Origin of the sequence: Pantoea nemavictus (assembly GCF_037479095.1) — a bacterium.
Lineage (GTDB): Bacteria > Pseudomonadota > Gammaproteobacteria > Enterobacterales > Enterobacteriaceae > Pantoea > Pantoea nemavictus.
In genome coordinates, this window is record NZ_JBBGZW010000001.1 from 342133 (window position 1) to 355251 (window position 13119).

Here is a 13119-nt window from a genome sequence, read left to right on the forward strand (position 1 = left end):
GTTAATGTAGCCGCAAAATAATAATTTCGTCGGACAATCGCCATGCTTACCACAATTCTTTATCGCAGCCATCTGCACGACCACGTGCCGATTAAAACGCTCGAAGATATGGTTGCTAAAGCCAATAGCAAAAACAAAAACTCGGATGTCACCGGCATCTTACTGTTTGATGGCCTGCATTTTTTCCAGCTGCTGGAAGGGCCGCGCGATGCGGTGCAGGGCATTTATCAGCGTATTTGCCACGATGCGCGCCATCATAATCTGGTGGAACTGATGCATGACTTCGCGCCAGAACGCCGTTTTGGCAAGGTCGGCATGGAGTTGTTCGATCTGCGTGAGCACGACAAAGAGAGCGTGCTGCAAGCGGTGCTGGATAAAGGTACCTCTCGCTACCAGCTCACCTATAAAGATCGTGCGCTGCAGTTTTTACGCACCTTTGTGGTGGCACGGGATAAAGAGAACTACTTTGAAATCCCGCCAGCCAATACCTGGGAATTTATTCCCGATGTAGCCTGGTTAAATGAGCTGGATGATCTTGATCAGAGCGTGCAGGATTGCCGCTTTGCCTTTCAACCGATCATCGACCCCTTCGCGCGTCGCGTCACCTCGTTTGAAGCGTTGATCCGCACGCCCACCGGCGGCTCACCGGATGAGTATTTCTCCGCTTTTGGTGGCGAAGCGGTTTACCACGCGGATATTCGCTCAAAAAAACTGGCGTTTAACGTGGCGAGCAAACTCGGGATTGGCGAGCATCGCTTGTCGATCAATCTGCTGCCGATGTCGCTGGTGACGGTGCCGAATGCGGTCGATTTTCTGCTGCAGGAGATCACCGCCAGTGGACTGGTGCCGCAGCAGATCATCGTGGAAGTTACCGAGAATGAGATCATTTCGCGCTCCGATGAGTTCGCCGCCGAAGTGAGAAAGCTCAAAGCCGCCGGTATCAGTCTGGCGCTGGACGATTTTGGTGCCGGTTTTGCCGGTTTGTCGCTGTTATCGAAATTCCAGCCGGACAAAATCAAAATCGATCGCGATATTATTCGTGATGTTCACAAAAGCGGTCCGAAGCAGGCAATTATGCACGCCATTATTAAGTGCTGTGCGTCGCTGGAGATTGCGGTCATTGCTGAAGGTGTGGAGCAAGCCGAAGAGTGGATGTGGCTGGAAGCTGCCGGTATCAGCCAGTTCCAGGGTTTCCTGTTTGCACATCCGCTGTTAAATGGCTTCCCATCCGTAGCGTGGCCGGAAATTAAATAGCATCAGCCCAAATTAAAAAACGCCGTCATTGAACGGCGTTTTTTATTAATAATAGCTAACGTCGATTTTGCCATACTGCTTATCAACCACCTTGCCTGCCGCATCGGTGGTAATAATGTCGCAGTAATAAGGCACCGCGTTTTTGTATTGGCAGACATTACTCACGGTTTTGATTTGATCATTACGCTTCACCGTGGTGACCACATCCGAAATCTTTTGCTTATCTTCTGCGCGCACCGCGCTAGCACGCGACACTTCTGTTCCGGCCTGAGTAATACTTAATACCGCCATTTCGCCATCACTGTTATACGCGAGGTGAAACGCTGCATCGGAGGCGGGAGAGGAAATCTGCTCAACCAAACCCTGCTTGTTATAGGCAATATCTACCGTCATGGTCGGCGTGACTTTCTTCACCATGGCGCAGTTTTTATCCAGCGTCACCACCACATCCTGTCCGTTTTCGCTGCCTTTTAATGCATCACCGTCGCGTGAGACTTCAATCACTTCGCCCGCTTTACCGACAGACTTCACATGCGTGAGGCAGCCGTTGCGGTCAAAATCGGCATTCACCTCGAAGATTTGCTGTCCATCTGCGGTAAACAGCGTTTGATGGGTGCTTTTGACGTTTCCAGGCAGCGCTTCAAATTGATAGAGGTAAGCGTAGTTTTTCATTTGCGGATAAAACGTCGCAGCATCCTTATCGCATCCTGCAAGCAGGACGATAGCGCTCCAAAACAGCAGGGTTTTCTTCACGTGAGAATCCTCTTCTCGAAATAATGCAGCGCATAAGGTCGGAAATTGGGCTTAATTCTGGCAGTCACCTTGCCACTCGCTTCGAACATAATCACCCGGATGAACTATACCCGAAACGACATGCAATTATCCCCTGCTTTAGCGACGCCATTTCCGCGTTTAATTCGGAAAAACGGAAAAAGTCGCCAGTTGGCGACTTAATAAATAGCGTCTTGATGTCGAAAGGATGATTCAGCCTAATGTTATTGCTTGAAGGCTAAATTTTATCGGTAGTGATATTGAGATAACGCGTTAAACCTTTGGTCGCACTTTCAGCCGCTAATTGGTTTTGCGCAACCAGACGGAACTTACCACTTTTACCATGGCGCTGTTCGTTGGAAGGCAGGACTGAATATTTGACTAAATCTTCGCCACCATCATAAGAGCACTCCATTTCCCATTGATGCGCGGTGCCTTTCGAGGCCGTGCATTTACCCGGACCGTATGAGTACATTAAAAAGTTATTGGTCGAGTTTTCAGCTTTGATAACGTAATCAGGTTTGTCGTTACTATATGCCATGCCAGCAAAAGCAACGGTAGCCGTCAGTAATACAGAGGCTCCAACAACAGCAATTTTGATTTTCACCGTAATAATCCATCATTGTAGTAGATGGGCTTATGTTATAAGAATTGTCTTGGTTTTGCACCAGGAATGTCATTTATTGTTAGCAATTGTATCTTTAGTTGATGTAACGCAAATTTTGTTATGTGTCCAAAATGTTTGGTGCTGGCCGCTCATTCAAGAAAAGAATTGGTTGATAGCTTAGGAGCATTCCGGGCCAAAACGTAACGAGACTGCCCAACCCTGCCCCATAACAAAGCGCTCTGATTCACGACTTAGTAATACTTATCCGTCAGAGAACCTATACCTGCATACTCATAATATCGGTGTAAGCCGACACCAGCTTATTGCGCACCTGCACGCCCATCTGCATAGAGATAGAAGACTTTTGCAGATCGACCATCACATCGTTTAACTGAATGCCCGGTTTACCCATCTCGAAATCCTGCGCCTGAGTGCGTGCGGACGTCTGGCTTTCGCTGATCTTATCCAGCGCTGCTTTCATCGTGGCGCTGAAATCCACCTGATTGCCTGACTCAGCCTGCTTACCGCTGGCCTGCAAAGACGTCATCTGCAGCTGCTGCAACACACCATCAATGGCCTGAATTGACATTGCCTGTTCCTCATTAAAGAAGGGATTAAATTTTCACGATGAGAAAGTTATCACACTGTCAATAGGACAAAGGCGCTAAATGAACGCAAAAAACCCGGCTTATCCAACCATCGAAGTGACACGATTCATCAAATAATGCCCGCATTAGTTTGGAATTTCATTTTGGACGTATTCAGGGAGTCAGTTTTGTCACAACCACACACCCGGTCAATTATGTCAGGCAGGAAACGGTCATGAATGCGAGTGCAGCCGCTACACAGGATACAGCAAAGAAAGGCTTCAGTGACCTTCTCGCCCGCCTGCGCGCCAATCCGCGAATTCCCTTAATTATTGCCGCCGCTGCCGTCATCGCAGTGGTTTTTGCGTTGGTGCTGTGGGCAAAGGCGCCAGACTATCGCGTCCTTTATAACAACCTCTCCGATGAGGATGGCGGCGCGATCGTCACCCAGCTGACGCAAATGAACATCCCTTACCAGTTTGCTGACAACGGTGGCGCACTGATGGTGCCCGCCGATAAAGTGCATGAACTGCGTCTGCGTCTGGCCCAGCAAGGTCTGCCGAAAGGTGGCAACGTGGGCTTCGAGCTGATGGATAAAGAGAAGTTCGGTATCAGCCAGTTTAGCGAGCAGATCAACTACCAGCGTGCGCTGGAAGGCGAACTGTCGCGCACCATTGAAACGCTCGGACCGGTGAAGAGCGTGCGCGTGCATCTGGCAATGCCAAAACCGACGCTGTTTGTGCGTGAGCAAAAGTCCCCTTCCGCTTCGGTGACGCTGAATCTGCAGCCGGGTCGTGCATTAGATGAAGGCCAAATTCAGGCCATTCAGCATATGGTTTCCAGCAGCGTGGCGGGTTTACCGCCGGGCAACGTTACGGTGGTCGATCAGACCGGCCGTCTGCTGACCCGCTCGGATAGCGAAGGCCGCGACCTGAATGATGCTCAGCTGAAATATGCCTCTGAAGTAGAAGCGCGCTTCCAGCAGCGCATCGAAGCCATCCTTAACCCGATTGTTGGCCAAGGCAATGTGCATGCGCAGGTGACGGCGCAGATCAACTTTGACCGCAGCGAGCAAACCGACGAGAAATATCAGCCGAACGCCAATCCGAACAACTCCGCGGTGCGTTCACGCCAGACCAGCAACTCCGAACAGAACGGCAGCCCGTATCCAGGCGGCGTGCCGGGCGCCTTGTCGAATCAACCGGCGCCAGCCAACACCGCGCCAGTGACCAATCCGCAGAACAATACTGCTAATGGTCAGAACGCCAACGGTCAAAACGCCAACGCGCAGAACAACGGCACCACTACCACCAGCACGGCGCAAAGTAGCGGCCCAAGCAGCTCCACCCGTAACGACACCGTTAACTACGAGCTGGATCGCACCATTCGTCATACCAAGCTAAACGTGGGCGATGTGCAGCGTCTCTCCGTTGCCGTGGTCGTCAACTATCGCGATGACGGTAAAGGCAAAGCGGTGGCGCTGAACGAGCAACAGATCAAGCAGATTGAAGATTTAACCCGCGAAGCGATGGGCTATTCGCAAACGCGTGGCGACAGCGTCAACGTGGTGAACTCGCAGTTCAACATGACCGAGCCAAGCGGTGGCGACCTGCCATTCTGGCAGCAGCAAGCGTTCTTCGATCAGCTGATGACCGCCGGTCGCTGGCTGCTGGTGGCGCTGGTCGGCTTCATCCTCTATCGCAAGCTGGTACGTCCACAGCTGATGCGTAAGAAAGAGCAAGAGAAAGCGGCCGCTGAAGCGCTGGCAGCTCGCTCTGCAGCGATGGAAGAGGAAGAAGCCTTTAACGTTCAGCTCAGCAAAGATGAGTTGGATCAGGAGCGTAAATCTACTAACCGCATGAGCGCCGAGGTGATGAGCCAGCGTATCCGCGACATGTCTGAAAACGATCCGCGCGTTGTGGCGCTGGTTATCCGCGAATGGATGAGTAAAGAACTATGAGTCTGACCGGTACAGAAAAAAGCGCCATTCTGATGATGACCATCGGCGAAGAGCGCGCGGCGGAGGTGTTCAAACACCTCAACCAGCGTGAAGTGCAGCACCTGAGTGCGGCGATGGCGGCAATGCGTCAGGTGTCGCACAAGCAGCTGACGGAAGTGCTGCGTGAGTTTGAAGTTGATGCAGAACAGTTCGCCGCGCTGAGCCTCAACTCCAATGAATACCTGCGTTCGGTGCTGATCAAAGCGCTGGGCGAAGAGCGCGCCTCAAGCCTGCTGGAAGATATTCTCGAGAAAAACGAGACCACCAGCGGCATGGAAACGCTCAACTTCATGGAGCCGCAGGCGGCAGCGGATCTTATTCGCGACGAGCATCCGCAGATTATCGCCACCATTTTGGTCCACCTCAAACGTGGCCAGGCGGCGGATATTCTGGCGCTGTTCGACGAGCGTCTTCGCCACGATGTGATGCTGCGTATCGCCACCTTCGGTGGTGTCCAGCCGGCGGCGCTGGCGGAGCTGACCGAAGTGCTCAACGGCCTGCTCGACGGCACCAACCTCAAGCGCGCGAAGATGGGCGGCGTGAGAACCGCAGCAGAAATTATCAACCTGATGAAAACTCAGCAGGAAGAAGCGGTTATCGAAGCGGTACGCGACTTCGATGGCGAGCTGGCACAGAAGATCATCGACGAGATGTTCCTGTTCGAAAACCTGGTGGAAGTGGACGATCGCAGCATCCAGCGTCTGTTGCAGGAAGTGGAATCCGAGCAGTTGCTGGTCGCCCTGAAAGGTGCCGAGCAGCCGCTGCGCGAGAAGTTCCTCAAGAACATGTCAGCCCGTGCGGCCGATATCCTGCGCGACGATCTGGCCAACCGCGGCCCGGTACGTATGTCGGCAGTGGAGAACGAACAGAAAGCCATCCTGCTGGTGGTACGTCGCTTAGCAGAATCCGGCGAGATGGTGATTGGTGGTGGCGAGGAAACCTATGTCTGATGCCTTTTCCGCCCGCGCGTGGCAGCGCTGGCAGCCTGATGATTTAGGCAGCGCATTTCGCACCGAACCGGAGCCGCAGCCAGAGGAAGCGGAGAGCGAGGTTGAGCTAAGCGCCGAAGCTGAACAGCAACAACAGCTGGAACGTATGCAGCAGCAGATGCGCAAAGATGCGCAGACGCAGGGCTACAGCGAAGGCTATCAAAAGGGCTTTGCCGAAGCGCAGCAGAACGGCTATGACGCCGGTTTTCAGCAAGGTTTAGCCGATGCGCAGCAGCAGCAGGCACCGCTGCAGGCGCGTATGCAGCAGTTGGTAACCGAGTTCCATCACACGCTTGAAGCACTGGACAGCGTGATTGCCTCGCGCCTGATGCAGCTGGCGTTGGAAGCCGCGCGCACGGTGATTGGTCAGGCTACGCAGGTGGATGGCAGCGCCCTGCTGCGCCAGATTCAGCAGCTGATTCAGCAGGAGCCGATGTTCAGCGGCAAACCGCAGCTGCGCGTGCATCCGGATGATTTGCAGCGCATTGAGCAGACGCTTGGTCCAACGCTGGATCTGCACGGCTGGCGCTTGCTGGCTGACAGCACCCTGCATCCAGGCGGCTGTAAACTCAGCGCCGAAGATGGCGATCTCGACGCCAGCGTGGCAACACGCTGGCAGGAGCTGTGCCGTCTGGCCGCTCCGGGGACACTGTAATGACTTCCTCGCGCCTTTCACGCTGGCTCGGCGCGCTCGACGCCTTCGAAGACCGCATTTCACAGGTGCAAACCGTGCGTCGCTACGGTCGCCTGACGCGCGCCACCGGTTTAGTACTGGAGGCCACCGGCCTGCAGCTGCCGCTGGGTGCCACCTGCATTATTGAACGTACCGACGGCAGCAAGATTACCGAAGTTGAAAGTGAAGTGGTCGGCTTCAATGGGCAGAAACTGTTAATGATGCCGCTGGAAGAAGTGGACGGCATCTTACCCGGCGCCCGCGTGTATGCGCGCGTCAGCGGCGACAGTGGCCACAGCGGCAAACAGATGCTGCTTGGCCCGGAGCTCCTCGGTCGCGTACTCGATGGTAGCGGCAAACCGCTGGATGGCTTGCCATCGCCGGAAACCGGCTATCGGGCCCCGCTGATCACCGCCCCGTTTAACCCGCTACAACGTACGCCAATTGAAGATGTGCTGGATACCGGCGTGCGCGCCATCAACGCACTGCTGACGGTGGGTCGCGGCCAGCGTATGGGCCTGTTCGCCGGTTCTGGCGTCGGTAAAAGTGTGCTGCTCGGCATGATGGCGCGCTACACCAAAGCCGATGTCATCGTGGTCGGTTTGATTGGTGAACGTGGTCGCGAAGTCAAAGAGTTCATTGAAAACATCCTTGGCGCTGAAGGTCGCGCGCGTTCGGTGGTGATCGCCGCGCCCGCAGATGTGTCACCGCTGCTGCGTATGCAGGGTGCGGCCTATGCCACGCGCATCGCCGAAGATTTCCGCGATCGCGGTCAGCATGTGCTGCTGATTATGGATTCCCTCACCCGCTACGCCATGGCGCAGCGTGAAATCGCGCTGGCGATCGGTGAGCCGCCGGCCACCAAAGGCTATCCGCCTTCGGTGTTCGCCAAACTGCCAGCGCTGGTGGAACGTGCCGGTAACGGCACCCACGGCGGCGGATCCATCACCGCGTTTTATACCGTGTTGACCGAAGGTGACGATCAGCAGGACCCGATTGCTGACTCGGCGCGTGCGATTCTCGACGGCCACATTGTGTTGTCACGTCGCCTGGCGGAAGCCGGTCACTATCCGGCCATTGATATTGAAGCGTCGATCAGCCGCGCCATGACCTCATTAATTGATGAGACGCACTATGCGCGCGTGCGCCAGTTCAAACAGTTGCTCTCCAGCTTCCAGCGTAACCGCGATCTGGTGAGCGTGGGGGCGTATGCCGCAGGCAGCGATCCGATGCTGGACCGAGCCATCAAGCTCTATCCAGAGATGGAAGCCTTTCTGCATCAGGGGATTTTCGAACGCAGCGACTACGACGATGCCTGTTTGCATCTGCAGGCGATGTTCGGTTAGCGCTAAGCGAGGTTGAACCATGAAAACCACCAGTGCGATCAATAAGCTGCGCGATATGGCGGAGCAAGAACTGGAGAGTGCGGTGATTCACCTCGGTGATATGCGCCGCGGCGTGCAGCAGGCCGATGAACAACTCAGCATGCTGCTGGATTATCAGGATGAGTATCGCAATAAGCTCAATCAGGATATGTCCGGCGGCATCGCCAGCACCCGCTGGACCAATTATCACCAGTTTATTCAGACGCTGGAAAAAGCCATCGATCAGCATCGCCAACAGCTCTCACAGTGGAATCAGCGTCTCGATACCGCGCTGAGCAACTGGCGCGAAAAGCATAAGCGACTCAATGCCTATCAAACGCTGATTACCCGCGCTGAAGAAAATGCATTACGACAAGAAAACCGTCTCGATCAGAAACGGATGGATGAATTTGCCCAACGGGCCGCATTGAGGAAAGGCGAATGATTACGCTGCCAACAGTTGCTACGCAAACCTCGGGTTTGGGAGACGCTGACACTTCAGTTTCATCAGATCTGCTGGCGGCCACGGATACGCTGCCGCAGGGTTTTATTACCGAACTGGGTAACCGCTTGCTGACGCTGGCGAAGCAACAAGCTGTTAACACGCAATCAACTGATCTGCCAGCAGAAGTTGATGAAAAAGACGCCAGCAAAGCCTCGTTAAGCGCGTTATTGCAGGCGCTGGAGAAACCGGATGCGTTAAACGCACTTTTACAGCCGGAAAACACTAAAGCCACGCTGAAATCAGCCGATGATAAAGATAAGCCTGAGGCAAGTTCGTTAACTGCCAGCGACTTACAGAATGTGCAGGCGCTATTTGCCATGTTGCCGGTGGCGGTTGAGAACCGCAGCAGTCAGACGGCGGAAACAGAAAGCGTTAGTGCCGGCAAAACCGACACGCGCGCTTCGCTTAATTCAGCACTGTTAAGTAGTTCGCTGGAAAGTGCAATAAAAGAAGAAGCAACGCAGCCGGATAGCGCAAAGAGTCAAGCCAGCGATGCAGGAACGCGCTTAACGCAAACGGCTGCCAGCACGCAAACCAGCAGCAGCGTCAGCACATCGACAAACAATAACGGCGCTTTGACGCTGGATGAAAGTTTTAAGCAGGTGCTGAATGCGTTGAGCAAGCCGGAAGAGCGCAGCGCCGCGCCGGTCAGTGATGACCCGGTTGCGCCGTTGACCAGCGCCCCGCTCAGCAGCAGCAGTTCGCTGGTGACCAGCACCGCCTCGACCAGCACCACGCCGTCGACACCGATGCTGAATGCGCAGCTCGGCAGCGACGAATGGCAGCAAGCGCTGAGTCAGCAGATTGTGATGTTTAGCCGCAACGGGCAGCAGAACGCCGAGTTGCGCTTACATCCGCAGGATCTGGGCGCGATTCAGATCAGCCTGAGCCTTGATAAGGATCAGGCACATTTAAGTATGGTTTCCAGCCACAGCCAAGTGAGGGCCGCGCTGGAAGCGGCTCTCCCTCAACTGCGTACAGCGCTGGCGGAGAGCGGTATTAACCTGGGACAGAGTAACGTCAGCAGCGACGCCTTCGCACAGGGCCAGAGTTATCAGGGCCAACAGGAAGGACGTCGTGACGGACAGCACGGCAGCTTTACCCTCTCCCAGGACAGTGACAACGAGATAACGCCTATTGCCGTCCCGGCAGCCCTTCAAGCGCGCGTGGCCGGTAACGGCGCTGTCGATATCTTTGCCTGACAGCCGCTAAACGCTGAAGGTAAGCGTAAAACCCGCGTCTTTTCTTCCCATTGTTTGACTTAAGACGCGGGATAATCTGTCCAGGTAAGCCGAGAGGCTTGCCCATAATTCACAGGAAGTAACTGCAAACATGTCTGATAACGCGAAAGCTAAAGGCCGCAAACGTTCACTACTACTACCGGTGTTACTGATTGTAACGCTGGCCGCTTGCAGCGTGGCAGGCTATGCAGTCTGGCGAATGATGAATAAACACGAGGGTAGCCAACCGGAAGCGGCGAAAGTCGAGCCACCGGCTGCTCCAGTATTTTTTGCAATGGATACGTTTACAGTAAACCTGGTCAATCCTGACAACGATCCTGACCGCGTGCTGTACGTGGGGTTCACCCTGCGTCTGCCCGATGAGGATACCCGTCGTCGGTTGAATGATTACCTGCCGGAAGTGCGCAGCCGTCTGCTGTTACTGCTGTCGCGTCAAAACGCGACGGCACTGGCAACAGAGCAAGGCAAACAGGCCCTGGTTGAGCAGATCAAACAGGTGCTGGCGCCGCCGCTGGTAAAAGGTCAACCGGCTCAGGCCGTCAGTGACGTGCTGTTTACCGCCTTCATTTTGAGGTGATTTAATGGGCGATAGCATTCTCTCCCAGGCTGAGATTGACGCGCTGCTTAATGGCGACAGTGACAGTGCGGAAGTAGAGAACAGTTCCAAAGGGGCCGATGGCGATATCCGCCCCTATGATCCCAATACCCAGCGTCGCGTGGTACGTGAGCGTCTGCAGGCGCTGGAGATCATCAACGAGCGCTTTGCCCGTCAATTCCGTATGGCGCTGTTTAACCTGCTGCGCCGTAGCCCAGATATCAGCGTGGGTGCGATCAAGATTCAGCCGTACCACGAGTTTGCCCGCAACCTGCCGGTGCCAACCAACCTGAACCTGATCCACCTGAAGCCGCTGCGCGGTACGGCACTGGTGGTGTTTTCACCGAGCCTGGTATTTATTGCTGTCGATAACCTGTTTGGCGGCGACGGTCGTTTTCCGACCAAAGTAGAAGGCCGTGAATTTACCCATACCGAACAGCGCGTCATCCGCCGCATGTTGAAGCTGGCGCTGGATGGCTACAGCGACGCCTGGAAGGCGATTTATCCGCTGGACGTGGAGTATGTGCGTTCAGAGATGCAGGTGAAGTTCACCAACATCACCACTTCCCCGAACGATATCGTGGTCAACACGCCGTTCCAGGTGGAAATTGGTAACCTGGTGGGTGAATTCAATATCTGTATTCCGTTTTCGATGATTGAGCCGCTGCGCGAGCTGTTGGTCAATCCACCGCTGGAAAACTCACGTCAGGAAGATAACCACTGGCGCGACAATCTGGTGAAACAGGTGCAGCACTCGGAGCTGGAGCTGATTGCCCACTTCGCTGAAACATCGCTGCGTCTGTCACGCATTTTGCAGCTGAAACCTGGTGACGTCCTGCCCATTGAGAAGCCGGACCGCATCATTGCTCACGTTGATGGCGTACCGGTACTGACCAGCCAATACGGCACCATTAATGGCCAGTATGCCCTGCGTGTAGAACATTTGATTAACCCGATTTTGAATTCGCTGAACGAGGAACAGCCCGATGAGTGACAGCAAGAAACCGTCCGATGACGACATCTCCGCGGACGATCTGTGGGCTGCAGCTATGAACGAACAGACCGCGACCAGCGCGCCTGATCCGACCGAGAATGTGTTCAAATCGTTAGAGAATCCTGGCATCAGCGGTTCGCTGCAGGATATCGATCTGATTATGGACATCCCGGTCAAACTGACCGTGGAGCTGGGCCGCACCAAGATGACCATCAAAGAGCTGCTGCGTCTGACGCAGGGTTCCGTGGTGGCGCTGGATGGCCTCGCCGGTGAGCCACTGGATATTCTGATCAATGGTTATCTGATCGCCCAGGGTGAAGTGGTGGTGGTAAACGACAAATATGGCGTGCGCATCACCGACATCATCACCCCGTCTGAACGTATGCGTCGTCTGAGCCGTTAAGCATGTTGAAGAACACGCAAAGCGAACAGCCGGTTCACAGCCAGCCGGTGGTCTCCACCGGTTCGGTGATTGGACAAGTCAGCAGCGTGCTGGCGGTGATTGTTCTGCTGATTCTGGCCTGCGGCTGGCTGGCTAAACGCCTGGGTTTTGCGCCGAAAACGGTGACTGGCCAGGCGTTAAAAGTCAGCGCCACCGTGCAGGTCGGCCAGCGTGAGCGCGTGGTGATTGTGGATACCGCCGATGCACGCCTGGTGTTGGGCGTCACCGCGCAGCAAATCACCCATCTGCACTCTTTGCCACCGCTGCCGCCGGAAGAACAAACCGGTAACAGCGTAGCACCACAAGATTTTCGTCAGCTGTTCCAGAACCTGGTTAAACGTCCCGGAAAACCCTAATGATGCGTCGATTACTCGCTCTTCTGCCGCTTTTATTGCTGGCACCGGTTGCCCATGCGCAGCTGCCGGGCTTAATCAGCCAACCGCTGGCTAATGGCGGACAGAGCTGGTCGCTGCCGGTACAGACGCTGGTGTTCATCACTTCGCTGACCTTTATACCGGCGGTGTTGCTGATGATGACCAGCTTCACCCGCATCATTATTGTGTTTGGTCTGCTGCGTAACGCCCTCGGCACGCCTTCCGCGCCACCGAACCAGGTGCTACTAGGCCTGGCGCTGTTTCTGACCTTCTTTATCATGGCGCCGACCTTCGACAAGATCTATTCCGACGCCTATTTACCGTTCAGCCAGGACAAAATCAGCATGGCTGACGCCATCGATAAAGGCGCGCAGCCGCTGCGCGAATTTATGCTGCGTCAAACGCGTGAAGCCGACCTGGCGCTGTTTGCCCGTCTCGCCAATACCGCGCCAATTGAAGGCCCGGAAGCGGTGCCGATGCGCATTCTGCTGCCGGCTTATGTCACCAGTGAACTGAAAACCGCCTTCCAGATTGGTTTTACCGTGTTCATCCCTTTCCTGATCATCGATCTGGTGGTCGCCAGCGTGTTAATGGCGCTGGGGATGATGATGGTGCCGCCCGCGACCATCTCCCTGCCGTTCAAGCTGATGCTGTTTGTATTGGTGGATGGCTGGCAGCTGCTGGTGGGTTCGCTGGCGCAAAGCTTTTACTCTTGAGTGGCAAT

15 protein-coding genes and 1 pseudogene are annotated in these 13119 nt (G+C 54.9%); 13 read left to right on the top strand and 3 right to left on the bottom strand.

What is annotated here, in order from left to right; all coding sequences use genetic code 11:
* Positions 1-42 precede the first annotated feature (42 nt).
* Positions 43-1254, top strand: coding sequence for a diguanylate phosphodiesterase (locus WH298_RS01640; RefSeq protein WP_180822046.1), 1212 nt, complete (start codon positions 43-45; stop codon positions 1252-1254).
* A 45-nt stretch (positions 1255-1299) separates the two neighbouring features.
* Here WH298_RS01640 and WH298_RS01645 read toward each other — a convergent pair whose 3' ends face one another.
* The 3 genes from WH298_RS01645 to fliE all read right to left on the bottom strand — a co-directional run bounded on the left by WH298_RS01645 (position 1300) and on the right by fliE (position 3221).
* The gene (locus WH298_RS01645; protein WP_180822047.1) at positions 1300-2007 is read right to left on the bottom strand and encodes a YnfC family lipoprotein; all 708 of its coding nucleotides are present in this window, start codon (positions 2005-2007) and stop codon (positions 1300-1302) included.
* Between the two features lie 256 nt (positions 2008-2263).
* The gene (locus WH298_RS01650) at positions 2264-2632 is read right to left on the bottom strand and encodes a hypothetical protein (RefSeq protein ID WP_007891437.1); all 369 of its coding nucleotides are present in this window, start codon (positions 2630-2632) and stop codon (positions 2264-2266) included.
* 277 nt (positions 2633-2909) lie between these two features.
* Complete coding sequence (fliE, locus tag WH298_RS01655) at positions 2910-3221, bottom strand: flagellar hook-basal body complex protein FliE (protein ID WP_007891438.1); 312 nt, start codon at positions 3219-3221, stop codon at positions 2910-2912.
* Between the two features lie 233 nt (positions 3222-3454).
* Here fliE and fliF point away from each other — a divergent pair, with 233 nt between their 5' ends.
* The 12 genes and pseudogenes from fliF (at position 3455) to fliP (ending at position 13111) form a co-directional block, all read left to right on the top strand.
* Positions 3455-5179, top strand: coding sequence for a flagellar basal-body MS-ring/collar protein FliF (gene fliF / locus WH298_RS01660; protein ID WP_049852564.1), 1725 nt, complete (start codon positions 3455-3457; stop codon positions 5177-5179).
* Positions 5176-6168: a flagellar motor switch protein FliG gene (gene fliG, locus WH298_RS01665; RefSeq protein WP_049852563.1), complete on the top strand. Its 993-nt coding sequence runs from the start codon at positions 5176-5178 to the stop codon at positions 6166-6168. The genes fliF and fliG overlap by 4 nt, the downstream gene beginning before the upstream one ends.
* Positions 6161-6862 (top strand): flagellar assembly protein FliH, encoded by a 702-nt coding sequence (gene fliH / locus WH298_RS01670; protein ID WP_007891441.1) that lies wholly within the window; start codon positions 6161-6163, stop codon positions 6860-6862. Before fliG ends, fliH begins: the two co-directional genes overlap by 8 nt.
* Positions 6862-8160 (top strand): annotated as a pseudogene (gene fliI / locus WH298_RS01675) (flagellar protein export ATPase FliI); the annotation flags it as partial. The gene fliH and the pseudogene fliI, both read left to right, overlap by 1 nt.
* Complete coding sequence (locus tag WH298_RS23685; protein ID WP_369410855.1) at positions 8090-8242, top strand: DUF2769 domain-containing protein; 153 nt, start codon at positions 8090-8092, stop codon at positions 8240-8242. The pseudogene fliI and the gene WH298_RS23685, both read left to right, overlap by 71 nt.
* Before the next feature lie 3 nt (positions 8243-8245).
* Entirely contained in the window at positions 8246-8689 is a 444-nt protein-coding gene (gene fliJ, locus WH298_RS01680; protein ID WP_007891443.1) for a flagellar export protein FliJ, read from the top strand.
* Entirely contained in the window at positions 8686-9951 is a 1266-nt protein-coding gene (locus tag WH298_RS01685; protein WP_180822048.1) for a flagellar hook-length control protein FliK, read from the top strand. The genes fliJ and WH298_RS01685 overlap by 4 nt, the downstream gene beginning before the upstream one ends.
* Before the next feature lie 130 nt (positions 9952-10081).
* Positions 10082-10567, top strand: coding sequence for a flagellar basal body-associated protein FliL (fliL, locus tag WH298_RS01690; protein ID WP_007891445.1), 486 nt, complete (start codon positions 10082-10084; stop codon positions 10565-10567).
* 4 nt (positions 10568-10571) lie between these two features.
* Positions 10572-11579 carry a flagellar motor switch protein FliM gene (gene fliM / locus WH298_RS01695; RefSeq protein ID WP_007891447.1) on the top strand — a complete coding sequence of 336 codons (1008 nt, stop codon included), beginning with the start codon at positions 10572-10574 and terminating at the stop codon, positions 11577-11579.
* Positions 11572-11982, top strand: a complete 411-nt coding sequence (gene fliN, locus WH298_RS01700; protein WP_007891449.1) for a flagellar motor switch protein FliN — start codon at positions 11572-11574, stop codon at positions 11980-11982. Before fliM ends, fliN begins: the two co-directional genes overlap by 8 nt.
* A gap of 2 nt (positions 11983-11984) precedes the next feature.
* Positions 11985-12377, top strand: coding sequence for a flagellar biosynthetic protein FliO (fliO, locus tag WH298_RS01705; protein WP_049852561.1), 393 nt, complete (start codon positions 11985-11987; stop codon positions 12375-12377).
* Positions 12378-12379: 2 nt separating this feature from the next.
* Entirely contained in the window at positions 12380-13111 is a 732-nt protein-coding gene (gene fliP, locus WH298_RS01710) for a flagellar type III secretion system pore protein FliP (protein ID WP_036621820.1), read from the top strand.
* Positions 13112-13119: the final 8 nt, after the last annotated feature.